Below are 26,597 nucleotides of genomic sequence, written 5' to 3'. Positions count from 1 at the left end.
GATGACATAACAGCGAGAAAAGAGCGTTCCCTCCGGACTACTTGCTCCGGTGGGACGCTCTTTTCTCGCTGTGCTATCCTATTCCTTGACGACCATTTTCAGTGGGGCGGCAATGTTCTCCTCCACCTCTTTGCCTTGAAGCACATCGCGTGCAGCCTCCACTGCAAGCTGACCGATCAGCTGCGGCTGCTGGGCAACCGTTGCGGTTAGATTCCCGGCTTCAATCGACTTCAGCGCATCCTCATTACCATCAAATCCGATGACGATGATGTCCTTGCCCGAGCTCTGAATCGCTTCGATCGCGCCAAGCGCCATCTCATCGTTATGAGCGAAGATCGCTTTGGCATCCGGATTTCCTTGCAGCAGATTCTCGGTCACGGTGAGACCCTTCGTCCGGTCGAAGTCCGCTGCTTGCTTGGCTGCCACATTCAATTGCTCGTCGGCGATATCATGGAAGCCCTTCCCGCGCTCACGCGTAGCCGAGGCGCCCGGTACACCCTCCAGTTCGATCACCTTGGTGTCTTCGCCAAGCTGCTCTACGATATACTCTGCCGCCATTTGCCCGCCTTTGACGTTATCGGATGCGACCAATGCCGCAACCTCGCCTTGATCAGCGGAGCGGTCCAGTGTAATGACCGGGATCCCAAGGCTGTTCGCTGTCTGCACGACGGTCGAGATCGCGGATGAATCCGTTGGATTAATCAGCAGGGCATTGACGCCCTGCTGGATCAGATCATCCACGTCATTACTCTGTTTTGCAGAATCGTTCTGCGCGTCCACGATGACAACCTCCATGCCCTGCTTGTTCGCTTCGGCAACAACGCCGTCCTTCAAGGATACAAAGAACGGATTGTTCAGCGTAGATATGGATAGCCCGATCTTAATGTCGGTCACATCGCCGGTTGCCTTAGGCTTGGCCCATTCCGGTGGTTCTAGGGAACAACCGGTCACAAAGATCAACATGAGTGATATTAGAAGTGCCGATACTTTTTTCTTCATTGTCCTCTCCCCCTTAAGCCGATTTTTTCCGGTCGAGCAGTACGGCTATCGCGATCACGACACCCTTGACGACCATCTGATAAAAGGAATTAACGCCGAGCAGATTGAGACCGTTGTTCAAAATGCCGATGATCAGCACGCCGATCAGAGTACCGACAATCCGGCCGCGGCCACCCGTAAGGCTTGTTCCACCAAGAACCACCGCGGCAATCGCATCCAGCTCATAGGATGTGCCTGCTGTTGGCTGCGCCGAATTCAAACGGGAGGTCAGAATGGCCCCTGCTAGCGCGGACAACATTCCCGCCAGTGAGTAGATCATGATCTTGACGCGGGATACCTTAATACCTGATACGAGCGAAGCCTTCTCATTACCGCCGATCGCATACGTTTTGCGGCCGAATGATGTTTTGTGAAGAATGATCCACAACAGAGCAAACGTGATGATCATCGTAATCGCCGGTACTGGAATACCGAAGAAATATCCACGGCCAAACAATTGAAATACAAGCTGTCGCCTAGACCCGTAATCGGGTTACCATTCGTGTAGACAAGCGTCAAACCCCTGAATATCGTCATCGTTGCCAAAGTTGCGATAAACGGGGCCATTCTGCCCTTCGTAATCATGACACCGTTGATCATACCCATGACGCCACCAAGCGCAACGCCGATAATGATGGCCAGAATCGGATCGAAGCCGGCAACCATCATATTGGCAACGAAGGCGCTGGATAATGCCAGAATGGAGCCAACGGACAGGTCGATGCCGCCGGTCAGAATAACGAACGTCATGCCAAAGGCGATCAAAGCATTAATCGATACCTGCCGCAGCAGGTTCAGAATATTCAGCGGCTCGAGGAAGCTCGGATTCAACACCGAGACGATGACAATGAGAATAATGAGCCCGAGCAGCGGGCCTAGCTTTTGCGTCAGGCCGGAAACGTTAAATCCTTTTCCCGACTTTGCGTCGTTAACTGTTGTCATATTACTGTCCTCCTGTAGCTAAAGTCATGATTTTCTCCTGCGTTGCATCTGCTCCGTCTAATTCGCCGGTGATTCTGCCCTCGTGAACGACAAGAATCCGGTCACTCATGCCCAGAACCTCCGGCAGGTCCGAGGATACCATCAGAATGCCTACTCCGCGCTCGGTCAGCTCGTTCATGAGCTGGTAGATTTCACGCTTGGCACCGACATCCACGCCACGGGTCGGCTCATCCAGGATCAACACGCCGGGACCGATCCCGATCCACTTGGCGATGACCACCTTCTGCTGGTTACCGCCTGACAAATTGCGTGCGAGCGTCTCGGAGCTATGGGTCTTGATGTGCAGCCGTTTAATCAGGGAATCAACGAATTCTTTCTCTTTCTTCCCCGAGATGAACCCTCTTTCCGAAAAGCTGAACAGATTGGGAAGCGCCATATTCTCTCGCACCGAGAAATCCAGGATCAACCCTTCGTCCTTGCGATCCTCCGTAATAAAGCCAATGCCATGCCTTAGGGCGTCATCCGGCTTCTTGATCTGGACCTGCTTGCCTCTGACCCAAACCTCGCCGCTATCCAAGGAATCGAGTCCGAAGATCGCTCGCATCATCTCGGTACGCCCTGCACCCATCAGACCTGATACACCTACGATTTCACCGGCTCTTACGGTAAAGCTTACATGCTCGAAGCGGCTTTTACTGCTTAGCCCCTTCACCTCAAGCACAGGTTCGCCAGGTTTGGGATGTCTTGTCGGATAACGTTCGGTTAACTCCCGGCCCACCATTTTCTTGACCACTTCATTGAAATTCGTGTCCGGAATCGGCTTCGTATCAACGGATTTCCCATCTCTCATCACGGTAATTCGATCACAGATGGTGAAGATTTCCTCCATCCTGTGCGAGATGTACACGACCGATACGCCCTCTTGCTTCAATGAACGAATCACGTCAAACAGCTTCTCGATCTCCCGTTCCGTTAAGGCCGCCGTAGCTCGTCCATAATAATGACCTTCGCCCTGGTCATCAGCGCTTTCGCAATCTCAATCATCTGCTGTTGCCCCACGGAACACTCGCCAGCATCTTGGGTCAGCGGAATCGTAACCGACAACTTGCTGAACTGCTCCTTGGCAAGCGCCTTCATTTCTTTCATATTCAATAATCCGAAGCGCGAGGTCATCTCCTTGCCGATAAACAGGTTGTCCAGAACCGTCATCTCCGGCCAAATATTCAGCTCCTGATGAATGAAAGCGACGCCCTTCTCTTCGGCTTCCTTCGGATTGGAGAAATAGGTCTCCTGATCATCGATGACGATCTTGCCATCATCCCTGCTATGAAGACCGGTCAGGATGTTCATCAGCGTGGATTTACCAGCACCGTTCTCGCCCATAAGCGCGTGAACCTCTCCTTCCCGGAGATCAAAATCCACGCCTGTCAGCACCCGGTTCGCACCGAAAGACTTATGAATGTTAGTCATTTCAATATGCATCGTACTGCCTCCTTATCATCCAAAATGAACACCCGCCTGCAAAATGCAGTTTGCGTACGGCTTGGCTTCCCCCGTGCGGATTACGGCCTTCGCCTGCTGCGTCAGTGACTTGAGCTGCTCGTGCGACCACGCTTCTACTTCGCAATCCAAGAAACGCTCATGTATATATTGCAGTGTTTCCCTATTCTCGGATTTCATCTCCTTCGCGATTATGATCTTCTCGACAACCATATCATCAGCAATCGCTTCAACGACGTCCATAAAACTGGGCGTACCGTACGTTAAGGCCAAGTCGATCTTCTCAACGCCTGGCGGAATGGGAAGACCCACATCGCACACAACGATCTGATCGGTATGACCGAGATCTGCCAGCACCTTCGCGATATGACTGTTCAGCATCCCTTGTTTCTTCATGTTCTATAGACTCCCTTCCACTTCGCTTCGGGAAGGCATCCCGCCTTGCGCCCCGAATTGGGTAACGGATATCGATGCCGCCCGGTTCGCAAACCTTAAGCTGTCGCGAATCCCCTGCCTTCCGCCAAAGCCACGGCAAATGCACCGTTAAAGGTGTCCCCAGCTCCCGTCGTATCCACCACCTCGACCTGGTAGCCTGGGACAACAATCTCCTGCGTGCCATCGTAATAACGAACGCCCCTCTTGCCTTCAGTCACAATCAGCTTGTTCGGATAGCGCCGGAGCACTTCATCCAGCGGCTGGTCGCCGAACATAATGGCAGCTTCATGCTCATTGGGCGTAATGTACGATGCTAGATCGATGACTGATTGAGGCACGACCCTAGCAGGGGCCGGATTCAGCATGAACGGTATTTGATGCTCGGCGCATAGACGGCTAACATGCACCACAGTCTCCTCCGGAATCTCTTGTTGAAGAAGCACCATATCGGAAGCTTTGATCACATCAATCGCCCGATCCACATAGTCCGGCGTAACATAATCATTGGCAGCCTTCACGACCACGATACTGTTATCCCCTTCAGCCAGAATAATGTGGGCTGTACCACTCGCCATACCTGTAACCGGTTCCACATGGTCTGTAACAACATGGTTGGCGCGATAATTGTTCAAAATTTCCTGACCGAATGCATCGTCGCCGACGCAGCCGATCATCGAAACTTCAGCTCCGAGCCGCGCTGCGGCCACGGCTTGGTTCGCTCCCTTGCCGCCTGGCACGGTCTTGAAACTCTCGCCAAGCACTGTTTCACCCGCGCCAGGGCGCTTGGCGGATGTGACCACCAAATCCATAGACGCGCTGCCGATTACTGTAATTCTTGCCATTATGATTCCACCTTTCGGGTTGATTGACGTTCAACAAATTCCACGGGGAATTGAATATTGTTCTGTTCGAGAACTCGGCCTTCAATCAGGCTGATCAAGATTCCTGCGGCCTCACGCCCCATGTCGTATGCAGGCTGATGAATCGTGGATAGCGGAGGCGCCAGCAGCCTGCTAAGTAAAATGTTATCAAAACCGATAATCTGTACATCATCCGGTACTCTTCTTCCCAGACGATAGGCTTCTGCAAGCACCGCAGATGCGATAATATCATTACTGGCGATGATTCCGTCCGTATCCGGATACTTGCGAAACAGTTCCTCGGCGGATGGCTCTGCGTCGGATATGGAGAACGAGGTCGTACCCAGTACGTCATAATGTACGCCTTGCGCCGACAATGCCTCGGCCGCTCCTTCGAAACGTTCCTGGGCCGTACGGATGTGCACCGGTCCTTGGATGATCGATATGCTGCGGCAACCGCGACGCAACAGCTCGCGTGCTGCAATTCTGCCACCCTCACGGCTGTCAGCATAAACGGAAGGACGGTCATCTGACATTCGGTCCACAAACACAACCGGCAATTGGAGTTTGGTGTATAACTCCGCCGCAGAATCATCCGTCGAAGAGATGACGCCGACGACGTTATTTTGAATGAAGGTCTGGATGTAATCCATCTCCTTCTGCTTGTTCTCGTCACTATTACCAATAATTAACCGATAATCGTTGGCCTGCATCACATCTTCCACTCCGCGCGCAAGCTCCGGAAAATACGGATTCATGATATCAGGCAGCAGCAAGCCGACAAGCTTCGATTTGCGTTTATATAATGATCGCGCTACCTCGTTCGGTGTGTAGCTAAGATCACGAATCGCAGCCTCCACTTTATTTCGTGTATCTTCATGTACATATCCATTATTATTAAGTACTCTCGAGACCGTGGCCACAGATACCCCTGCGTGCTGCGCCACATCCTTGATGGTTGACATATAAAACTCACCTCATTCATGTGTAACCGGTTACAGATATACCTTATCATATCATCCCCCCATGCGCAACCTACATCAATTCCCATATTTTAGCCAAATACATATTACGGTAATCTTACAAATCCCATCATCAAAATTTACAACTCCTATCTATACTCATATCTGTAAGGCCAAGCCAGAAAGCGAGGGAAATCGAATACATGGAAAAAGAATTCACGCTGCCCTCTCCCGGGCATTCGCTAGCACCGTCCATCGATGAGGCGGTTGCCTCTACTCCAACCCGACCTGCCTCGATGAAAAAAACGAAGCGCAAAGAAATTTTGCTTGCGTATGCTTGCTTAGCTCCTTCTCTGTTCATATTCGGTCTGTTTCTATTCTACCCGCTGCTCAAATCGCTGTATCTCAGCCTATTCCTGACCGATCCGCAAGGGCGAGTCGCTGAATTCGTGGGACTGGACAATTTCAAGGAAATATTGACCTCGGAGATGTTCTATACCAGCTTCGGCAATACATTGCTGTTTATCGTACTGACGGTTCCCACCGGTATGGCAGCCGCCATTCTGTTGGCCGCCTTGACCCATAATAAACTGAAAGGGATGAAGCTATTCCGCTTCATCTTCTCGCTGCCAATGGCGGTTTCCGTCGGTACCGGCTCCATGATCTGGATGATTCTCTATCATCCGACCTTAGGTGTGCTGAATTACTTCCTGTCGCTGCTCGGTACTGCGCCGATTCAATGGCTCACCGATCCGAAATGGGCGATGATCTCTGTCGCCGTCATGACCGTCTGGATGAATCTCGGCTTCAATTACATCCTGATGCTAAGCGGGATGCAGGGCGTATCGGAAGATATATACGATAGCACGAAGATCGACGGATCTGGAGCGTTTCGTACGTTCTTCCGCATTACGATGCCGCTGATCTCCCCTACTTTATTTTTCACATCGGTCGTGTCGGTCATCGGCGCCTTTCAAGCGTTTGGACAGATTAACATTCTGACAAAGGGTGGTCCGATGAACAGCACCAACGTCATGGTCTTCAACATTTATCAGGATGCCTTTGTTAATTTCCGGTTCGGCATCGGCAGTGCGCAAGCGCTCATACTGTTTGTCATCATCCTGCTGCTGACCGTCTTCCAATTCAAATTCGTGGAGAAGAAGGTGCACTATCAATGAACATGCGTCTGATGCCCAAAAGCTTTGTATACCTCGCACTGCTTCTCGGGTCGCTGGTCGTGGCTTTTCCGCTCCTATATACCTTGTCCACGTCGCTTATGAGCGAAGCTGAATCGTCCGTATATCCGCCGCCGCTGCTTCCTGACGCGATCAATCTGTCCAACTTCGCCAAGGTAATCGATACGATTCCGGTCCTGACCTTTATCGGCAACAGCCTGATCGTCTCGGTCGCAATTATGCTGGGGCAAATCGTAACGGCAAGCCTGGCGGCCTACGCCTTCGCTTTCCTCCGGTTCCCGGGAAAGACGCTGTTGTTCAGTTTATTTCTCGCAACGATGATGATTCCGTGGGAAGTGATCATGATCCCGAATTATTTAACGGTCAAAAGCTTGAATTGGCTCGATACCTATCAAGGGTTGATCATTCCGTTTCTGGCCACCGCCTTCGGAACCTTCTTGCTCAGACAAACCTTCCTGCAATTGCCGAAGGAACTGTTCGAAGCAGCCCGCGTCGACGGATGCGGCCATGTGCGAATCTTCCTGAGCATGGTACTGCCGTTATCCATACCCGGCATCGCTACACTTGGCGTCTATTCGTTCCTGAATAATTGGAATATGTACCTGTGGCCGCTCCTGACCACCAACCGCGTGGAGATGCGTACCGTCCAGATCGGAATCGGCATGCTGCAGTTCGAAGAGATGAACTCCTGGAATTTGATTCTGTCCGGTGTGCTCCTGCTGCTGCTTCCTTCCCTGCTCCTGCTAGCGCTTGGCTTGAAACCGCTAGTGCGCGGCATTACCGCGGGCGCATTAAAGGGATGACTTCGAAGAACCAGTCAAGCTGTACTCTGCTTATTCAGCCTTGCGAATCGGTTCTACCCATAACCGTATCTCGCAATTTCTGATAGATCTAACCATACTATATATTCGAAAAGGGAGAGATTAACCGATCATGAAACGTTTTGGAAAAAGATCCTTTACACTGATCTTGCTTTCTTGCTTGATGCTGATAAGCGCTGCTTGCAGCAATGCACCGGTTGTCAACGAAAGTACCGCTGCCGCAGGCAATGAACCATCGAAAGAGCCTGTCAAAGTCGTATGGTGGCACTCCATGAGCGGAGAGCTTGGCACCGTTGCAGATAAGCTCATCTCTGATTTTAATGCTGCACATCAAGATATTCAGGTCGAAGGCGTATTTCAAGGAACCTATGATGAAAGCTTGAACAAACTAAAGGCTTCCCTCGGATCGAACAGCGGGCCGACGATGATTCAAGTGTATGAAATCGGCAGCCGTTTCATGATGGACACCAAAGCGATTCGCCCGGTTCAGGACTTCATGGACGCCGAGCAATACGACATCTCCTCCTTGGAGCCGAATATCAAAAACTACTATACGTTTGATGACAAACTCTATTCCATGCCGTTTAACTCTTCCAATCCGATTCTATATTACAACAAGGATGCCTTTAAGGCTGCCGGACTCGATCCAGAGAATCCTCCCAAAACCTATGAAGAAGTTGCCCTGGCCGCGAAAGCATTGACCACCGGAAGTCAAACCGGCGCCTCTTTCGCCATCTACGGCTGGTTTATGGAACAGTTCCTGGCCAACCAGGGAGCCGAACTGCTTAATAACGGCAACGGCCGTACTTCCTCGGCAACGGCTTCACAGGTAAACGATGCTGCCGGCGTGAAGACGCTGGCATGGTGGAAGCAAATGCTGGACGATAAAGTCGTACTGAATCTGGGACGTAAAACGGATGACACCAAGAAGGCCTTTGCTGCCGGCCAAATCGCCATGACACTGGACTCTACGGCTTCGCTTCGCGGCATTGTGAGCGCAGCCGAAGGCAAATTTGAAGTCGGAACCGGCTTCCTGCCCAAACCGGCTGATGGCGGCGACGGCGGCGTTATTATCGGCGGCGCCAGCCTGTGGCTGATGAATAATAAATCGGAAGCAGAACAGCAAGCCGCCTGGACGTTCATGAAATATTTGGCCGAACCGCAAACCCAAGCCAACTGGCATGTGAACACGGGCTACTTCCCGGTTACAACCAAGGCGTATGATGAGCCTGTCGTAAAGGAGAATCTGGAGAAATACCCTCAATTCCAGACTGCCGTGGACCAACTGCATCAGACAACGGCCAACCTGGCAACGCAAGGTGCTGTTATGGGCGTATTCCCTGAAGCTCGCCAGCTTACCGAAACAGCGATTGAAGAGGTGCTGAACGGAACGAAAACGCCGCAGGAAGCACTGGATAAAGCCGCATCCGAGATCAGTTCCAAGATTGAAACCTATAATCGAACCGTAAAGTAAAACTTCGATAAGATAAGGCACCCCTTCCCCTTCGTTGGCTAAACCTTGTAACGGTTGTAGCCAGCGATCACGGAAGGGGTGTTTTTGGGTTTCGCCCGCATCATTCATGCAGGCGCTTGAATACACTGTAATAAAGTGGAGGTGAGCCCATGATGATTCATCAACCATCCACCGTTACCATCATATCCGTGCCATTCGACCGGGGAGCTACCCGCCGCGGTGCCAGTCAGGGACCCCAAGCGATTTATGGGGCCGGGCTCAAGCGCAAGCTTGAGGCGCTCAGTATCCGATATCATGTGGAAGAACTTACAGCCGTTCCTGAGTTGAAGGACAGGTCATATCCCCCTCAACTCAAACACTTAACCGAAGTCGTAGCGATCAACGAGCAGCTAGCTGCACTTATCTATACACAGGTAAGCGCGGGCATCTTCCCGCTTGTGCTTGGGGGCGACCATAGTATTGCCATCGGCACGCTCGCCGGACTCACCAGGCATCACCGCCAACTCGGCGTTATCTGGATGGATGCGCACGCCGACCTCAATACGCCAGCTACGACCCCTTCAGGGAATATTCATGGCATGTCGCTAGCCGTCAGTTTGGGCCGGGGCGACGTACGACTGACCTCCATCGGTGGCGTCAAATCAACGATTCGACCAGAGAACGTCGTGCTGGTAGGAGCACGTTCCCTTGATCAAGGCGAGCGGGATTTCATCCGCAAGGAAGGCATTACGTGCTTCACGATGCAGGACATCGACCGTATGGGCATGTTTCGGATCATGGAAGAGGCCATTGAAATTGCCTCCGCCGGCACGGATGGCGTCCATCTCTCCTTCGATACCGATAGCATCGATCCGAAGGTCGCACCCGGAACAGGAACGCCGGTCCAAGGTGGTCTCAGCTATCGGGAAGCACATCTCGCCATGGAGCTGCTGTCTGAATCCGGCATTCTATCCTCCGCCGAGTTCGTTGAGAATAATCCGCTGCTGGACCGGGGACAGACCACCTCCCGGCTGCTAGTCGGTTTAATCGGATCCCTGCTTGGTGAGAGCATTCTATAGGTATCATACAGAGCCTGGGGTGCTTTATTACCTGCCTGCCGGGCTCCTTGGGACTTCTTCAAGGAGGTTATGCCATGAATTCAACGCAATCCCATATCCAGAAAGCCGACAAGTACGGGGCGCATAACTATCACCCTCTGCCGATCGTGATTGCCGAAGCTGAAGGCGTTCATGTCACAGATTCGGAGGGCAAACGTTATATCGATATGCTGAGCGCCTATTCAGCATTGAATGCCGGCCATCGACACCCACGAATCATTCAGGCGCTGAAAGATCAAGCGGATAAGGTGACGCTCACTTCGCGTGCATTTTACAACGATCGATTAGGCGAATTTTACGAGAAATTGGCCGCGTTCACAGGCAAGAGCATGATTCTTCCCATGAACTCCGGAGCCGAAGCGGTGGAGACTGCACTCAAGGCAGCGCGCCGCTATGCATATCAGAAGCGCGGCATACCATCCAATCAAGCCGAGATCATCGTCTGTGAGGGGAATTTCCACGGGCGCACGATTACCGTGACCTCCTTCTCCTCATCAAGCGAATACCGGGAAGGATTCGGTCCGTTCACACCCGGCTTCAAGCTCATCCCCTATGGAAATCTGGAGGCGCTGGAACAAGCCATCACCCGAATACTGCCGCCTTTCTCGTTGAGCCCATCCAAGGTGAATCCGGAATTATCATCCCCCTGACGGATATCTAAGGGGCGCAATGGAGCTGTGCCGGCGTCATAACGTTCTGCTGCTCGCCGATGAAATTCAGACCGGCTTCGGTAGAACCGGGCAACGCTTCGCCTGCGACTGGGAGAGCGTCACGCCGGATATGTATATTCTCGGCAAAGCGCTCGGTGGCGGTGTCCTTCCCGTCTCCGCCGTAGCGGCGGATGCCGACATTCTGGGTGTGTTCGAGCCCGGCTCTCACGGCTCCACCTTCGGAGGCAATCCGCTGGGCTGCGCCGTAGCCATCGCTGCGATTCATGTAATCGAAGACGAGAAGCTGACCGAAAGATCATTGGAGCTCGGTGCCTACTTCGCAGACCAATTGCGGACCCTGAACCATCCTGACATCAAAGAGGTCAGAGGCCGGGGGCTATTTATCGGGGTCGAGCTGCATGTTCCAGCCAGACGCTACTGCGAGCAACTGAAAGAGCTTGGCTTGTTATGCAAGGAAACGCATGAGCACATTATCCGCTTCGCGCCGCCGCTCATCATCAACCGAGCACAATTAATACACGCCTTTGAGCTTGTCCAGCAGGTATTTACCGAGTAAGTTTAATGACATAACAAAAAGGTTCACATCCTATGCCCTTGAGCGGATGTGAACCTTTCGATGTTTGTTCATGTCCCTACAACTTCAAGCGACAGTTGGCTTTCGCAGCGCTGTGCCCTAATGGATAGAACCGTCTTTGGAAAGCTGTTTGAACCGAAGCTTGGTCTGTTTAAACGCCTCATGCAGTTCGCGAATGATGACGTCGATCTCGTCTGCATGCTTAAGTTCCTTCTCCAGTTGGGCGCACAGCTGAGCGAGTCTGGCAGCTCCGACGTTCAAGCTGACTCCCTTCAAACTGTGCGCGAGTGCAGACAGCTGAGTTCGGTCCTGTTGTCTCCACAACTCCTGGATCTGATCAATGCAGGCGGCAGCCTCGGAATCAAACATATCGTATAACTCTGTGAAGAAGGACTGGCTCTCATCGAGGCTGCGCAGTTCCTCCACCATCTCCAGATCGATAACAGCATCCGTGTTGTTGAGCTGCTCCAAGCCGGATGAAGGTACTCTCTGCCGAATTTCCCTCGCCCAATGCTCAACGGTTCGCTGCACATCATCGAGCCGCAGCGGTTTGCTGAGATAATCGTTCATCCCCGCTTCCAGGCACTGTTCCCGATCCTCTCTGCGAGCATTGGCGGTTACAGCGATCACGACAGGGCGTTTGGCTTCTTCCATTCGCTGCAGAATCATGCGGGTCGCCTCGAACCCGTTCATCACCGGCATCTGAACGTCCATAAAGACGAGATCATAGTGACAGCTCTGCAGCGCCTGATATGCTTCCAGTCCGTTGCCAACCACGTCTGCCGTATAACCCATCTTCTGCAAAATACGCAGCAGCAACTTCTGATTGACCATGTTATCCTCCGCGATCAAAATCCGAAGCGGAAGGCGTTCGGATAGCGTGGCATCCAGCACAGACGGACTTCGATGCTTGGACGGGACCATATGGTTCTCATACAGGCTGGTTAACATGACATCCACCAGTTGCTGTTCCCGTACCGGCTTCGTGACGACTGCCGCATAGAGCGATTCCAGCTCCATATCGTGCGCATCCAATCGCACTGAAGAGAGCATAATCATAGGCAAGCTCTCCGGCGTACGAAACTTTCTGATGTTGTGACCGAGTTGGACCCCGTCCATCTCGCGCATCTGCATATCGATGATCGCCAGATCAAAGATATCCCCTTGTTCGATCCATAGCAACGCTTCCCGGGCAGATACGGTCGCTTTCGCATACACTCCCCATTTTTCAAGCACCGTCTTAAACACTCGCAGATTCGTACTGTTGTCGTCCACGATCAACACCCGCTTCTGACGCAGCAAAGCGTCCTTGTTGCCTCGCTCCAGAAATAAATCCGCGCTCTCGGTGGTAATCGTGAAATGGAACGTCGTCCCGCTGGCTTCCACGCTTTCCGCCCATATTCGTCCGCCCATAAGCTCGACCAGTTGTTTGCAAATGGCAAGCCCGAGTCCAGTCCCGCCATATTGGCTGATCACCTCAGGTGCATGCGCCTGGGAGAACGATTGGAAGAGCTGATGCTGTTTCTCTTCCGAAATCCCGATTCCCGTATCCTGAACGGTTACGTATAATTCAAATAAGGATGAATTGCCTGCGAGCGGACGTTGGTAAGCCGAAACGACAATTTCACCCGTGTTCGTAAACTTGACAGCATTGCCGATGAGATTCACGAGCACTTGGCGCATCCGCGTCACATCGCCCACCAGGAATGGCGGAATGTTTGGATCAATATAGGATAATAACTCCACGTTTTTCGAAAGTGCCTTGTGAGCGAATAAATCCAGGATATCTTCGATGCACGACTGTAACTCATATGGCTGGTGCTCGAGCGCCATTTTGCCTGATTCCATCTTGGAGAAATCTAAAATATCATTCAAAATAGAGAGCAGTGACTCATTACTCCCCCGAATCGTCTCGGTATACTCCCGTTGTTCAGTCGTGAGCTCCGTTTCCTGCAACAGACTGGTCATGCCCATAATGCCGTTCATCGGCGTGCGGATCTCATGACTCATCAGCGCCAGAAAATCCGTCTTGGCTTGCGCTGCCTGCTCGGCTGCTTCCTTCGCCTGGATCAGCTCCTCCTCTGCCGCTTGCAGTGTCATCACAGAGGTTTCGAGCTCCACGACATAAGACAGGAAGGTCGCCATCGAGTTCAGCAGATTGATCTCGCGTTCAGTATACGTATATGGCTCACGGTCCATGGCACAGACTGTCCCGAAGATCTCGCCGTTACTCCGCCAGATCGGAACGCCGATGAATGAGCAGCCGCCCAGATTTCCGGTCACCTCCATGCCGCATGTCAAAGGGTGTTGCGCTGTATCTTCAATAATGAGAGGCTTAGCGCCTTTCTCAATAACCAAACTGCAGTACGTCTGTTCATATGGCAGGCTACGCCCTCCTGGATCAGTTGCTCCTGCCGATTAAACACCTTAAAAATCGTATTCGTGACTTTATCATTGCTGGCTACGAACAATGTATTCACGTGAATGATCTGGCTGATCATAGAAAGGATATGCCCAGCGGCATCATCCAGGCTGCGATACAGCTTTGGATCCGAGTCGAAACGTTCCACCTTACACAACCTCTCGTAATACGCTCTGCATTGCTCACTCAAATTTAGCATACATTCGATAAAGCGCCAATGAAATCATGGCTGATTCTTCCATATCCTGTCTTATGACAGACAATATACTATTCATCAGCTAAGCCCCATGGTTAAATACACCGAAAATGGTTTACTATGATGATATCAACACACATGGAATGGAGGCCGTATTAATTGAGAGTTGCTATATGCGGAGGAACCGGATTTATTGGCCAAGCCCTTACAACCTATTGGCTCACCCTTGGGCACGAGGTTATCATCGTGACCCGATCAATCCCTGAGTGGGACACTCGATTAGAAGATAACGTGCGCCTGTCCTATGTTACATGGGATGATATGAACCATGACCCCGCCAGGTTCGAGCGGTTGGACGCACTGGTCAATCTGGCCGGGGCTTCTCTAAGCCAGCGCTGGACCGAGAAGCGGAAGGAGCAAATCATGCTTCCCGGAAGAAGACCGTCGCCGCAGTCGCTAAACTCATGCACCATCTCGAGCAGAAGCCACCCGTGGTCGTTCAGGCATCCGCCATGGCGATCTACGGCACGTCAGAGGATGAAGTGTTCACTGAGCAGAGTCCTGCGATCGTAATGGACTTCCCTTCCAAAGTGGTGGAGCAATGGGAACAAGCGGCTGAGTCTATCGAAACCGACCGCCTGATCAAGCTTCGCATCAGCGTCGTGCTTGGAACCGAAGGCGGTGCCCTGCCCAAAATGCTGCTGCCCTATAAGCTAGGGGTAGGCGGTCCCATCGGCAGCGGGCAGCAGTGGCTCTCCTGGATTCACATAGACGACATCGTGCGGCTGATCGACTATGGCATTCATCATGAGCAAATTCATGGTGCGGTCAACGCTGCTTCCCCTCACGCTGTAAGGAACGATGAATTTGGCAGAATCGTCTCCAAGGTGTACCGTCGTCCGCATTGGTTTCCGCTTCCCGCGTTTGCACTGCGGACAACGGTTGGGCAAATGTCCATGATTTTATTGAAGGGCCAGCATATCGTACCCGATAAGGCACTGCACCACGGCTTTTCATTTACATACCCCACACTCACTGCAGCCCTTACCGAGCTCAAGAATCGGTAAGGCATGCGAAAGAGCCCTCTGTTCTCATGGCACACAGAGGGCTCTCACTTACCATCACATCGCAGGTTGGTTTTCTACCATACTGTGATGTTATTTTAGGTCCATGCCCACATGAACCCGTCCCGATCCCAGGCGATTCTTCCGCCGTGCAGCTTGCGGAAGGCTTTCTTGACATCCTTGGAGAGAGAAGCATTTCCATTCTCATTCACGAATACAAACTCTTCGCCAAAATGCTCCCTAACATACCTAATCGCCTCGGTTTGATATAAATTTCCCGTGAAGCGGATTTCCTCGACCATCCATTCGGCTACCTGCTGCGCACTGAACGCCATGCCTTCATTCTTCCTTTCTATTGAACGTTCATCTATTATAACAGATCATGACAGCAGCCCATCATGCCGATTATGGTACGGGTGTCAGCTCGCTTTCCGTTACCCACTTGTGGTTCGTGACTTCTTTTCCGTCTGTGGTTGAGGAATAGTCTACCATGTACACCGTCGTTTGCTCCGCACTATCGATCACGGTGGTCGCCCCTTGCATGCCCTCCATATGGTCGGCTTCAACGACCACCTTTGTTCCAGTTGGGAGCGGCGTTTCCCCTGGATTCTGCAGCTCTTCGTGTATAACCCATTTATGGTTCTTCACTTCGGGTCCGCCATGGGTCGGCTTATACGAGATCATATATACCGTGGTATCATATGCACCGACAATCGTAGCTTCCGCTCCCTTCATGCCGGGCATGTGATCGGCTTCCATGATTGCGTTTGAGCCTACGGCGTACGTTGGATGGGCCGCTTTCTTTAATCCCTCAGGCACTTCTCCCGAGCCCGAATGATTCATACCGCTATGATCCGTGCCCTCCGAATGCTCCGTCCCCCCTGTACTTACTGCTTCCTCCTGGTTTGAGCTCTCGCAAGCTGCCAATACCAGCACCAACGAAGCGATTACGGCCATGGTGATGACTTTAAATTTCAACTTATGTTTGTTCCTCATCGTTCATATCTCCTTTACTAATGTGATAGATTGGCTCCAGCTTATCACTATGTTGTGAAGATTCTATGTAGCCTCGGCCAAGTCGTCCTATCCTATCAGTCTCTCCCCTTTTTCAGCAGACATAACCAAAAGGCCGCACCCGGATATCAGCCAGGAACAGCCCGCTCTGCACAATCTTATATCTCTACAACCGCTTTGATTACCTTGGGACCCTCGCTTACTCCTGCCCGTTACCATAAGCACTATCGAGTCTGATAGACGTCATGATCCTATTCGGATCGGCAATCCCGTCTCCGCCGAACGGAGCGCGGCATACGTTACCTCCATCGTCTTGAAGCCATCTTCATAGGTCGAGCGTATGCCTGAAACGTCGCCTGTTCGGACCGCATGAATAAACGCCTCATTCTCCTGCTGATACGGGTTGGCGGCATTGCGGAATTCTGCCAAGCTCCCTTTGTCTCTAACGATCAGCTTGTTCGGATTCACCTCGACGCTCCCCTGGTCGGTGTAGACCGTCAACCGACCTGCCCACCCTCAGGGAGGATGCAAGTATTGGAGATGGTAGCCACCGCCCCGCTTCGCAGCTTCATGGTCACGGTGCCCACATCGTGAACGGTGACACCTTCAACCTGACCTTTCATCGCTCTATGAGCAAATGCCGCATACACTTCTTCCACCTCGCCCAGCAAGCAGCGCAGCAAGTCCACGATATGCGTCGTCTGCTCGATGAACTGTCCGCCCGAGCCTTCTTGCTTCCTCCACCAGGAAACCTGCGGCATATCTCCCATCCAGTAGCCGAGCGCCATACCTGCCTTGCGCTCCTTCAAAATGTCGGCAGCTTTCACTGCGGCATCGGTATAGCGGAAATGATATCCTACGGAAGTGATCAATCCGGTCCGGCTCACTTCCTGGTTAATCTTCGTTGGGACTTCCATGCCCGTGGCAAGCGGTTTTTCCACGAGAAACGGAATGTTTCGTTCTACCAGACTGGTCTCGATCGCGCCATGCGCAAAAGGCGGCACACAGACGTAAACCGCATCCGGTTTTATTTCATCCAACATCTGCTCGACTTCGTCATATCCTTTCGCTGTTGCATAATTTCTTGCCGCATTCTCTGCCTTCACCTCGCTTGTTCCTACGAATGCGGCCAATGTCACGCCCTCCATCCCAGATATAATATCGGCATGGACCTTACTGAACCAACCGGTTCCGATGATGGCTACCTTTAAACTCATATTAAGAACCTCCCTGTCACTAGAATAAGATCGGATTCGGATTAAACATTCAATGATTGCTTGAGCCAATCGTACGCATGGCGTCCGTTGATTTCATGACCTCCTTCAAACAGATCGAAGCTAAAATGGTGCAGCGATTGCCACGCCCCGTACGTCCGTTCGAGACTGCCGATCGCGGCATGAACGCCTGCCAGCGGAAAGATCGGATCATGTACCCCGGATTCGATGAATAGGTTCCGCGGCGCTATCAGCCGATCAGATCGGGAAGTTCCGCAATTTGTAATACACCAGGGACGTAATTATCAATGCAATGATCCATAGCGAGTATGCTATGCTTGAACGTATTGGCAAATCCGCACAGCACGGTCGCTTTATCCGTTCTTCCAGACCGGACGCATACGCCGCAACCAGTCCGCCGCCAGAGAATCCCATCAGGCCAAGCCGTTCCGAATCGACGTCCTGCAGCCGCGCCATCAAGTCAATCATTCGGGTTGCCTCATAGACCCGAAGACCGGCCAAGGTTCGTCCCGTCATTATCAGATGCCGGGACAACGTGTTGCAAGAGCACGGCTTTGCTTCGGCATAATCACGTGCCAATCGGCGCTCTCCGAATCCGGCAAGCTCCGGTGCGAACACCTTCATCCCGCGCCGCACAAGCTGAATGGCAAAATGCTGATGAATGCCGGTCGCGGCCGTATCGGCAGTACCGTCCGGCGCCAGTCCGACGATCTCTTTACTGCCATAACCGTGCCCATGCAGAGCAAGCACGGCAGGCAGCGGCCCCGAATGCTGGCGAGGCGTCAAGACATATACCGGAACAGACAGTTCATCACCCAGTTGGAAGATCATCCGTTCGCGAATATGGTCTTCCAGAACGGTATGCTCGATCTGTTCCCCGAGATGATCTGGCTGCCGATGAGCGAAACCGAAATCTCCCAATGCACCCTCCAACTGACGCCTGATTACCCGTGTTCGCTCCTGTACATCGCGCAAGCCGCTCAAGCTGCCCCGGCAATGGTCCGTGGAATCGTACAGCTTCTCCAGAAAGCGATCCATCGCTCCCATGCCTCTCCCTCCCTGATATGAAACAACAAGTACGGTTTATATTCGACATGTTTGCCCCATTCCCTCTTGCATTGAGGGAACATGATATATACTAGAGAGGTATCCATTCCGCTGAAAGTCTATATGCCAAAGGGGAGACTACGCTCCGATGCTGATTCATCACCGATCGTTTATTCCATTATTCAAACGCGCCAATTCCGTTCTGAACCGTGCCATAACTCGCATGGAGCAACCCGATCTTGCAATTGTGGTGCACTACTGGGGATTTATGCCGCGTCACTTCGACAATACCGAGCACAGACACTCTTTCTTCGAAGCTTGTTATGTGCTTACGGGCGACGGCACCTACATCGAGCAAGAGACAGAATTCGAACTCCATCCCGGAACCTTGTTCCTGTCCAGACCAGGCGTTCAGCACGAGATTCGCAGCCAGGAGGCTTATCCTTATGCTACGTCGCCTTTGAACTGGACGAATCCGCAAGCAGCGAGTCGTATGCGGCGGCATTTCGTACACTAGCCCGACAAGGCATCCCGGTGCTAGAGGAGGGCGCAGAGCAGCCCCCTGGGCTGCTCTGGCTTTCACTGCTTTCGCTCTTTCAAGCCGGACATTCGAATGCTCCCTATCCGCCGCATGTGCCGAGCAGCATAGCTGTATCGCTGATTCTCTCCATTCTGTCTGCCCATGGTCCTGGTTTCTATCAAGAGCCGCAAGGAGCCAAAGCCCCTGATGAAGGAAACTCGCTGTTTCACCAAGCTGCGCTGTTCATCAAGGACAATCTTCCCGAACCGTTATCGCTGGAGCGTGTGGCGGGCCATCTTCACATCACGACGCGACATTTGACGCGTCTGTTCCGCACATACGGACATCAATCCTTTGTCCATTATGTACAGGAACAGCGTGTGCAGATGGCTAAGCATCTGCTCCTGCATTCGGATCGGGAGATCAAAGAGATTGCGGCTCTGAGCGGCTTCGAGTCCGTTCACTACTTTACCCGGGTGTTCACCTCCAAGCTGGGCGTAACTCCTGCCCGCTTCCGTCGCTCGCAATTCTCTGAAGGCCGCTCTGATTCCGAGCTCTGAATTCCTTTATAATCCATGTCCTGATCGTACAAAAACACTTCCTCTTTCTATAAAGACGCATCCTCCCCTGTACTTCTACAATGGAATCGTAACAAGACTTCCGAAGAGGATGCCTCCATCCATGACTAAGGCCAATGCCTTTCAGACCCATCCGATCAATCATGTAGACTTTTCTCACGAACCTGTATTTATGAACAAGGGGATCCGCTCGTTGCACTCCCTCATCCACTCCATCTACCAGCAGGATCAGCGCGGATTATTCATCACGCTCGATGGAACGCACGGCGCAGACCTCGACGGCTTGCTGACCAAGCTTCGGCAGCAATGCGATCAAGATGGGATCACACTCACATGTGACTCCACATCAAGCCATGTCAAACCAGAAGCAGAACTCCGCGCAGAGATGGCACGCTATCTAACCGATAACCGGGCGTTCGGCTATAAAGCGTCCGATGTTCATCCCTTGCAATATTTCCGGCAGGATGCACGTCAAGCCCTGAGAGCAAGCGCGCTTGCAGCCGAGTCGAACGGCGGAATTCACGTATTGCACGGACCCGGTGCTTATATGCTCGCCCACAGGGAGCCCGATCTTGCGTTCTACGCCGATTATTCGCGTGAGAACCAGCAGCGACGACATGCGGAGCATATGGGAAGCTTCGGTTTTGGCGTCTCTCATGATAAGGTCGAAACCTACAAGAACTGCCTGTTTCTCGAATGGCCGGTCTGGGAGACGTACCGCCGCGACTGGTTATCCATCCACGGCAACCGTTCGGATCAACAGGCCTACTACATCGATCTCAACCGTTCGCATGAACCTATATGGTTATCCGCCTCGTGCCTGGCTGCAGTGCTAAACAAAGCCGCCCAACAGCCGTTTCGGGTGAAGCCCTTCTTCGCGCCCGGCATCTGGGGCGGACAATATCTGAAAGAGCTGTGTGAACTGCCGGAGGCATGGCCCAACTGCGCCTGGAGCTTCGAGCCGATCGCGCCGGAGAACACCCTGCTGCTGCACGTTCAGCATGTAACGCTGGAAGTTCCATTTACGCTGTTAATGGAAGCCTCGCCGCTGGAGATTTTGGGACGCCGGAACGTCGAGTTATTCGGGCATTATTTTCCGATCCGCTTTGACTATCTGGATACGATCCAAGGCGGCAACCTGTCGCTTCAGGTGCATCCACTGCAATCCTATGCGGAATCGACATTCAATGAACATATGACACAGCAAGAATCCTATTACATTATGCGGAATGCTCCAGGCGCCAAGGTATATTTGGGCTGAAGGAAAAAACAACGGGTGCGCAATTGCTGGATGCTGCTGCGCATGCCCACCTTCACGAGGAGCCGCTGGTCCTCTCTTCTTATGTGAACGAGTATGAGACGCAGCCGGGCGATCTCTATCTGATCCCGCCGGGCACGGTGCATGCCTCGGGCATAAATAATCTGGTGCTCGAAATCTCGTCCACCACCTGGTGGTTCACGTTCAAGATCTACGATTATTTGCGACTTGACGGAGACGGCAAGCCCCGCCCAATGAATCCCGAGCATGCGCGTCACAACGTGAATGACGCCATGAACACGTCTGCCGTCGTCAACGGACTGATCGCTCGCCCCACGGTGATTGAACGTCAGGCCGGCAACACGTTGGAACTGCTCGGTCAACGCGATGACCTGCTCTTTCAGGTGTCCAGGCTGTCCCTGCATGATACGTGGAGGGGTGACACCCGTGGAGAATTCGTGATGTACAACCTGGTTGAAGGCGACCGCGTCCGCCTTATACCGGAAGCGGGGGGCGCTGCCGTTGAATGGGGTTATGCGGAGTCTTATATTATACCGGCCTGCATCGGCCCATATCGCTTGGAGAATTTGTCCGGGTCGCCGTGCAAGCTGATCGCAGCGAGGGTCAATCCAGACTGGAACCAGCCATTACTCCCGCCCGCCATGAAATCCGGAATGGATGGTGAAGGCTTCGATGCGAGACGATCCTAGGGCACATCTTGGAGCCATGCCGTCCCGCCCCTCTATCACCATCGCCCTCGATGCAGGGGGCACCGTCTTGAAGGCGGCACTTCTTGTGAACGGTCAACTTATTCCGGGCTCGTTCCGTACGCAGCCAGCGAACGCTCAAGACTCGGCTGTCAAAATCATCGAGGGCTTTGCCGCCGTTTGCCATGAACTGCTGACCGATTATGACTCCACTTGCAGGAAGTTAGATGATCGCGATCGCGTACGAATCGGATTGGCCGTTCCCGGTCCGTTCGATTACCGGGAGGGCATCGCGCTGCTTAAGGATGTTGGCAAATATGAGTCTCTATACGGCTGTCGGTCCGTGACCTGCTCCGCTCGCAGTTCCGGCTTCTGGGCTCGCGTCAAGCAGATATCATGCTGAACCATCTTGCTGGCGCCGATATTCGGTTCGGCAACGACGCTTCATGTTCGGACTTGGAGCTGGTCTTCGCTTCCCGTCGGAGCGCTTGATCTGCCTGACGCTTGGCACCGGCCTCGGGTCCGCCTTTATCGAGCATGGACGAATCGTAAGCGGCCGGAAAGGGATTCCATCCAGTGGGATGCTGTTCGCCGAGCCTTTCGAGGAAGGGATCGTGGACAGCTATTTCGGAAGAAGGGGCATTCTGAAGCTGGCCTCCGAGCGGGGATTGCTGACAGAAGGAGTTGATGTCGTCGATCTGGCGGCAACCGCTGCAGGCGGTGACACAAGCCGATTAGAACTATTCCGAACGTATGGCAGGAGAATGGGCGAGATGCTGCTGCCTTATATATCCGAATTCGGACCCAGCCGCTTGATACTAGGTGGACAAATCTCGCGCAGCTTGCCCTTATGGGATCAGTCATTAAGTCAGGCTTTAGGCGAACATGCCATTCCTGTGCACTGTCTCGATCAGGATGGAATGTCTACTGTTTTTATGGGCATCGAGCAACTATTCGGCGATATGGAGAACGAGCCATACGTCCCATTATTCAATAAATAGGAGGCTATTACTGTATGAATGCATCAAATCAAGGCGATCATCAACCACTCGTCCCTGGACGATCTATGCCATTCACCATTCCCACACGGATATCGGCTATACTGAACGCCAGGAGCGAATCGAGCAGTACCACGTAGATTTTATTCGCCAAGCACTGGATATTACGGAAGCTGCACATCGCGGAGATCGTCCGGAATGGCGTTCATTTCGCTGGACCTGCGAGACGTTCTGGGCGGTAGAGAAATTTCTCGCAGCCGCTACGCCTGAAGAGACAGAAGCGTTTCAACAAGCCGTCCTCCGGGGAGATGTCGAACTATCCGGAACCTATCTGAACATGACCGAACTGCCGGATTTTGACCTGTTGCTGCGCAATCACGGCAAAGCCCAGAAATACGCGAATACGTTCGGACATCGGATCGATAGCGCCATGACCGCCGATATCAACGGCTACAGCTGGGGATATGCGGACAGCCTGCTGCGCAATAACATTGAGCATCTGTTCTCCTGCATCCATACGCATCACGGCATGTATCCGCTAGGGCGCAAGCAGACTCCCTTCTGGTGGGAAAGCCCGGAGGGCGGCAAGCTGCTGGTCTGGAACGGCGAGCATTATATGTTCGGCAACGAACTCGGATTCTGCCCCAAGGCACTCGGGAAATACATCATCAAGGATGAACTGCAGCATCAATTGATGGAACCTGAGCAGCGTCATAACGACATTGCCGCGATCCGAATTAACCGCTATCTATGGAATTTGGAGCAGGAGTCCTATCCGTACTCCTTCGTTCCGGTCATGGTATCCGGGCTCGGAACCGACAACGCTTCCCCCAATGCGGATATCGCCGAATGGATCACGGAGTGGAACGAGTTATACGGTGACCGAATCACGATTAAGATGGCTACTCTGTCCGAGTTTTTTGCGGTGTTGAAGCAAGAGGACTTATCCTCGCTTCCTGTACACCGAGGCGACTGGCCGGACTGGTGGACGGACGGCGTGGCCTCCACCGCCATGCACACCCAGATTTACCGGGACGCGCAGCGCACGCTGCGCAAGGTCAAACGGCTCGATCCCGGCCAGCAAACGGCAAGCCCTGCAGCGATCGAGGAGACTGCGCAGGCTCTGACCATGTACGCGGAACATACGTGGGGTTATCATTCCTCCGTATATGAGCCTTGGCATCCACAAGTTCAAATGCTGGAAGTTCGCAAGCAAGCCTATGCCGCCGAGGCCAGCAAGCTGGCTCATCAAGCGCTGGATCAGGTGCTCGTGGCCCGTCGCGGCGCGCTTCTGGCTCCCCACCGTCCGCTGCGGTATGAGGTGATTAATACGGAGCCCGCGCCAGCCGCATTGCAGGTCATCGTCCCCTTGGATGGCTGGGAGCACGTCATCTTGAGGAATCGCTTTGAGCTTATAGATGAATCAACCGGGCAACCCCTGCCCTATCAATTGACGCATACCGGGGCGCTCGTGACCGAACTTGCACTTGCAGCAGGCGAGGCTCGCGTTCTGTTTATCCGTCCGCTCGAATCGTCTGATCCGTCCTCCCTTGCCACAGCGATGGTGACGGCACGCAATACCGAGCCGATCGCTTGTGAAGGGATCGACGACATCGAGCGCTTGCCTTCGGCTCATCCTATTGTTGTGGGCCAGCGTTCAATTGAATCGGCAGCATTTCGGATTGAATGGGCGATCCCGACGGGAATCACGGCCTGGATCGACAAGACGCGCTCGATCGATCTGCTGGACGACACGCGCGAGCATGGACCGTTCACGCCAATCTATGAGGTTACGCCCGCACAGGATGAAACCGACCCTGCGCAAGTATGCTCCACCCGCCGCCGGATGGGACGCAACCGTAAGGGCCTGGACGTCCAGCGGGATGCCGGACGCCTGACCCGCGTAAACGTGCTGGACAACGGTCCGCTCTTCGCGCTGGTCGAGCTGATCTATGAGGTGAAGGGGCTCAGCTACTATGCCCTGCACATCAAGCTGTTTGCACATCAAGCGCGAGCTGAAGTATCCGTTCGCTTCCACAAGGATAGCGTCTGGCTGCCAGAGAACGTGTATGTGGCGCTGCCGTTTGGGCTAGGCAGCGATGCCGAGCTGTATGTAGAAAAAGCCGGAAGTCTAGTGCGCCCGTGGAAAGATCAAATTCCGGGGACATGTCTCGATTACACAAGCGTGCAGGAAGGCATCTTCTGGCATTCGCCTCAGGAGCGGGAGGTCCTGACTCTGTCCATGACGGATACGCCGCTCGTGCAGCTCGGAACGCTTGCACATATGCCGCGGCAGCTTCACACCATGCAAGCGGCGGATAGTCGCCCGTCTGCGCATGCATGGATCCTAACCAACTACTGGGAGACCAACTTCAAGGCCACGCTTGGCGGCTTCTACGAATTCCGTTATGCGCTGGAGCGTCATCACCAGCTCGATCCCCAGGAAGCGGCGAACAGCCTGCACGCTTCCACAGGGCAATTTACGGTTCATCGAATACGATGATCCATAAGGCCCGCAACGGTCTCATGCTATATATCTCAACGACAACAACCCGGTATCTGAACTAGATACCGGGTTGTTGTTCGCTCATTTATGCTGAACCTGCGATGTAACGTTTGTTTCTCCGTATCCCTTTTGTTCTATTAACCTATAGTTAAAGTAGGGTCAGCCAGAGATATAAACCTAAGAGCGTTATCATCAAGGTGGGGATCGTCAATATAATCCCTGTCTTAAAATACGTCCCCCAACTGATCCTCACGCCCTTGGTCGAAAGAACGTGCAGCCACAACAAGGTGGCCAGCGAGCCAATCGGCGTGATCTTGGGACCTAAATCGCGCCGATGATATTAGCATAGATTAATGCCTCGCGAACGGCGGCCGACGTGCTCGTCGCATCGATGGCTAACGCATCAATCATTACCGTCGGCAGATTGTTCATGATTGAAGACAGAATCGCGGCGATGAATCCCATCCCCATGGTTGCCGCGAACATCCCTTGATCCGCGATGCTCTGTATGACGCTTGCCAAGAGATCGGTAAGACCGGCATTACGCAGACCATAGACGACCACGTACATGCCAATCGAGAAAAATACGATCGCCCATGGGGCGCCCCTAAGCACTTCCTTGGTCTGCACAGCCGGACTTTTTCGTGCCATGAGCAGGAAGAACACCGCAATAAACCCGACCACAATCGAAACCGGGATACCGACAAACTCGCACACAAAGTAACCGATCAACAACACGCTTAATACGATCCAAGATAAACGGAACATGCTATGATCCTGGATCGCTGTTGACGGATGTTTAAGCTGTGCCCCATCATACTTTCGCGGGATGCTTTTGCGGAAAAACAAATAAAGCACAAGTATGCTGGCCACTAAAGCGAACAAGTTCGGAACGATCATCCGGCTGGCGTATTCGATAAACGTAATGCCGAAGAAATCCGCTGATACGATGTTCACCAGATTGCTGACTACGAGCGGTAGCGAAGTGGTGTCGGCAATAAAGCCGCTTGCAATGATGAACGGGAATACCTTCCGTTCGTCCAAATTCAGCGCTCGCACCATGGCAAGCACGATCGGGGTCAGGATCAACGCCGCCCCATCATTCGCGAAAAAGGCCGCCACGACGGCGCCCAGCAGTGATACATACACGAACATTCGGACGCCGTTTCCGCGAGCGGCAATCGCCATATGTAAAGCAGCCCACTCAAACAAACCGATTTTATCCAGGATTAAGGAAATGATAATAATCGCGACAAAAGCGAGTGTGGTATTCCACACGATCTGGGTGACATCCCACACATCCTGAAAATCGACCACTCCAACGAGAAGAGCGAGTATCGCACCTCCGCATGCGGACCATCCGATGGACAGATTTTTAGGCTGCCAAATAACTAAAACTAAAGTGATGATAAATATAACGCTAGCCAGGACAACGGAAATCAATGAACAAGCCCTCCAATTGCACCATAATCACGAATGTAA

The 26,597-nt window shown here is 52.9% G+C and carries 22 protein-coding genes and 6 pseudogenes; 14 read left to right on the top strand and 14 right to left on the bottom strand.

Annotation, left to right across the window (positions count from 1 at the left end):
• Positions 1-78: 78 nt before the first annotated feature.
• The 6 genes and pseudogenes from rbsB to JCM10914_RS02065 all read right to left on the bottom strand — a co-directional run bounded on the left by rbsB (position 79) and on the right by JCM10914_RS02065 (position 5,740).
• Positions 79-999: a ribose ABC transporter substrate-binding protein RbsB gene (rbsB, locus tag JCM10914_RS02090; RefSeq protein WP_023956846.1), complete on the bottom strand. Its 921-nt coding sequence runs from the start codon at positions 997-999 to the stop codon at positions 79-81.
• Between the two features lie 13 nt (positions 1,000-1,012).
• A pseudogene (gene rbsC / locus JCM10914_RS02085) lies at positions 1,013-1,980 on the bottom strand (ribose ABC transporter permease RbsC).
• 1 nt (position 1,981) lies between these two features.
• Positions 1,982-3,462: pseudogene (locus JCM10914_RS02080) on the bottom strand (sugar ABC transporter ATP-binding protein).
• Positions 3,463-3,477: 15 nt separating this feature from the next.
• On the bottom strand, positions 3,478-3,876 hold the full coding sequence (rbsD, locus tag JCM10914_RS02075) for a D-ribose pyranase (protein WP_023956837.1): 399 nt from the start codon (positions 3,874-3,876) through the stop codon (positions 3,478-3,480).
• A gap of 3 nt (positions 3,877-3,879) precedes the next feature.
• Positions 3,880-4,757, bottom strand: a pseudogene (gene rbsK, locus JCM10914_RS02070) (ribokinase).
• Positions 4,757-5,740 (bottom strand): LacI family DNA-binding transcriptional regulator, encoded by a 984-nt coding sequence (locus JCM10914_RS02065; protein ID WP_023956833.1) that lies wholly within the window; start codon positions 5,738-5,740, stop codon positions 4,757-4,759. Before JCM10914_RS02065 ends, rbsK begins: the two are co-directional and overlap by 1 nt.
• A gap of 200 nt (positions 5,741-5,940) precedes the next feature.
• Between JCM10914_RS02065 and JCM10914_RS02060 the strand changes: the two genes are divergently transcribed.
• From JCM10914_RS02060 to JCM10914_RS02040, 5 genes and pseudogenes are all read left to right on the top strand, one after another.
• Positions 5,941-6,915: a carbohydrate ABC transporter permease gene (locus JCM10914_RS02060; RefSeq protein WP_023956831.1), complete on the top strand. Its 975-nt coding sequence runs from the start codon at positions 5,941-5,943 to the stop codon at positions 6,913-6,915.
• Complete coding sequence (locus tag JCM10914_RS02055; RefSeq protein ID WP_023956829.1) at positions 6,912-7,736, top strand: carbohydrate ABC transporter permease; 825 nt, start codon at positions 6,912-6,914, stop codon at positions 7,734-7,736. The genes JCM10914_RS02060 and JCM10914_RS02055 overlap by 4 nt, the downstream gene beginning before the upstream one ends.
• 130 nt (positions 7,737-7,866) lie before the next feature.
• The gene (locus JCM10914_RS02050; RefSeq protein ID WP_036716767.1) at positions 7,867-9,228 is read left to right on the top strand and encodes an ABC transporter substrate-binding protein; all 1,362 of its coding nucleotides are present in this window, start codon (positions 7,867-7,869) and stop codon (positions 9,226-9,228) included.
• A 152-nt stretch (positions 9,229-9,380) separates the two neighbouring features.
• On the top strand, positions 9,381-10,286 hold the full coding sequence (gene rocF, locus JCM10914_RS02045; protein ID WP_036716881.1) for an arginase: 906 nt from the start codon (positions 9,381-9,383) through the stop codon (positions 10,284-10,286).
• 74 nt (positions 10,287-10,360) lie between these two features.
• A pseudogene (locus JCM10914_RS02040) lies at positions 10,361-11,552 on the top strand (ornithine--oxo-acid transaminase).
• Between the two features lie 117 nt (positions 11,553-11,669).
• On the opposite strand, the gene JCM10914_RS02035 reads toward JCM10914_RS02040, so the two are convergent.
• Complete coding sequence (locus JCM10914_RS02035; protein WP_052019604.1) at positions 11,670-13,928, bottom strand: response regulator; 2,259 nt, start codon at positions 13,926-13,928, stop codon at positions 11,670-11,672.
• Positions 13,868-14,140 (bottom strand): hypothetical protein, encoded by a 273-nt coding sequence (locus tag JCM10914_RS28735; RefSeq protein ID WP_023956817.1) that lies wholly within the window; start codon positions 14,138-14,140, stop codon positions 13,868-13,870. The genes JCM10914_RS02035 and JCM10914_RS28735 overlap by 61 nt, the downstream gene beginning before the upstream one ends.
• 207 nt (positions 14,141-14,347) lie before the next feature.
• Here JCM10914_RS28735 and JCM10914_RS02025 point away from each other — a divergent pair.
• Positions 14,348-15,255 (top strand): annotated as a pseudogene (locus JCM10914_RS02025) (TIGR01777 family oxidoreductase).
• A gap of 95 nt (positions 15,256-15,350) precedes the next feature.
• Here JCM10914_RS02025 and JCM10914_RS02020 read toward each other — a convergent pair.
• The 4 genes from JCM10914_RS02020 to JCM10914_RS02010 form a co-directional block, all read right to left on the bottom strand.
• Entirely contained in the window at positions 15,351-15,587 is a 237-nt protein-coding gene (locus JCM10914_RS02020; protein WP_023956813.1) for a hypothetical protein, read from the bottom strand.
• Positions 15,588-15,657: 70 nt separating this feature from the next.
• The gene (locus JCM10914_RS02015; RefSeq protein WP_023956811.1) at positions 15,658-16,248 is read right to left on the bottom strand and encodes a YdhK family protein; all 591 of its coding nucleotides are present in this window, start codon (positions 16,246-16,248) and stop codon (positions 15,658-15,660) included.
• A gap of 261 nt (positions 16,249-16,509) precedes the next feature.
• Complete coding sequence (locus JCM10914_RS31630) at positions 16,510-16,767, bottom strand: hypothetical protein (RefSeq protein ID WP_023956809.1); 258 nt, start codon at positions 16,765-16,767, stop codon at positions 16,510-16,512.
• The gene (locus JCM10914_RS02010) at positions 16,764-17,483 is read right to left on the bottom strand and encodes a Gfo/Idh/MocA family protein (protein ID WP_023956807.1); all 720 of its coding nucleotides are present in this window, start codon (positions 17,481-17,483) and stop codon (positions 16,764-16,766) included. Before JCM10914_RS02010 ends, JCM10914_RS31630 begins: the two co-directional genes overlap by 4 nt.
• A gap of 77 nt (positions 17,484-17,560) precedes the next feature.
• Between JCM10914_RS02010 and JCM10914_RS29620 the strand changes: the two genes are divergently transcribed.
• Positions 17,561-17,716, top strand: coding sequence for a hypothetical protein (locus JCM10914_RS29620; protein ID WP_231638453.1), 156 nt, complete (start codon positions 17,561-17,563; stop codon positions 17,714-17,716).
• A gap of 22 nt (positions 17,717-17,738) precedes the next feature.
• Here JCM10914_RS29620 and JCM10914_RS02005 read toward each other — a convergent pair whose 3' ends face one another.
• Positions 17,739-18,548, bottom strand: a complete 810-nt coding sequence (locus JCM10914_RS02005; RefSeq protein ID WP_023956805.1) for a dienelactone hydrolase family protein — start codon at positions 18,546-18,548, stop codon at positions 17,739-17,741.
• A 148-nt stretch (positions 18,549-18,696) separates the two neighbouring features.
• Between JCM10914_RS02005 and JCM10914_RS29615 the strand changes: the two genes are divergently transcribed.
• The 7 genes from JCM10914_RS29615 to JCM10914_RS01985 all read left to right on the top strand — a co-directional run bounded on the left by JCM10914_RS29615 (position 18,697) and on the right by JCM10914_RS01985 (position 25,112).
• Positions 18,697-19,065, top strand: coding sequence for an AraC family ligand binding domain-containing protein (locus tag JCM10914_RS29615; RefSeq protein WP_023956803.1), 369 nt, complete (start codon positions 18,697-18,699; stop codon positions 19,063-19,065).
• 17 nt (positions 19,066-19,082) lie between these two features.
• Entirely contained in the window at positions 19,083-19,628 is a 546-nt protein-coding gene (locus JCM10914_RS29610) for a helix-turn-helix domain-containing protein (protein WP_231638452.1), read from the top strand.
• 121 nt (positions 19,629-19,749) lie between these two features.
• Positions 19,750-20,907 carry a hypothetical protein gene (locus JCM10914_RS29605; protein WP_023956799.1) on the top strand — a complete coding sequence of 386 codons (1,158 nt, stop codon included), beginning with the start codon at positions 19,750-19,752 and terminating at the stop codon, positions 20,905-20,907.
• Between the two features lie 23 nt (positions 20,908-20,930).
• Positions 20,931-21,614 (top strand): mannose-6-phosphate isomerase class I, encoded by a 684-nt coding sequence (locus JCM10914_RS29600; RefSeq protein WP_023956797.1) that lies wholly within the window; start codon positions 20,931-20,933, stop codon positions 21,612-21,614.
• Positions 21,615-21,681: 67 nt separating this feature from the next.
• The gene (locus JCM10914_RS29595) at positions 21,682-22,014 is read left to right on the top strand and encodes a hypothetical protein (RefSeq protein WP_023956795.1); all 333 of its coding nucleotides are present in this window, start codon (positions 21,682-21,684) and stop codon (positions 22,012-22,014) included.
• A gap of 43 nt (positions 22,015-22,057) precedes the next feature.
• Positions 22,058-22,612, top strand: coding sequence for an ROK family protein (locus JCM10914_RS29590; RefSeq protein WP_023956793.1), 555 nt, complete (start codon positions 22,058-22,060; stop codon positions 22,610-22,612).
• Positions 22,527-25,112, top strand: a complete 2,586-nt coding sequence (locus JCM10914_RS01985; protein WP_231638451.1) for a glycoside hydrolase — start codon at positions 22,527-22,529, stop codon at positions 25,110-25,112. The genes JCM10914_RS29590 and JCM10914_RS01985 overlap by 86 nt, the downstream gene beginning before the upstream one ends.
• Positions 25,113-25,263: 151 nt before the next feature.
• On the opposite strand, the pseudogene JCM10914_RS01980 reads toward JCM10914_RS01985, so the two are convergent.
• Positions 25,264-26,558 (bottom strand): annotated as a pseudogene (locus JCM10914_RS01980) (arsenic transporter).
• Positions 26,559-26,597: the final 39 nt, after the last annotated feature.

The organism is Paenibacillus sp. JCM 10914 (assembly GCF_001315105.1).
In the GTDB taxonomy this organism is placed as follows: domain Bacteria; phylum Bacillota; class Bacilli; order Paenibacillales; family Paenibacillaceae; genus Paenibacillus_AQ.
The sequence above is the reverse complement of the archived record's forward strand: the minus strand, read 5'-3'. Positions and strand labels throughout refer to the sequence as shown.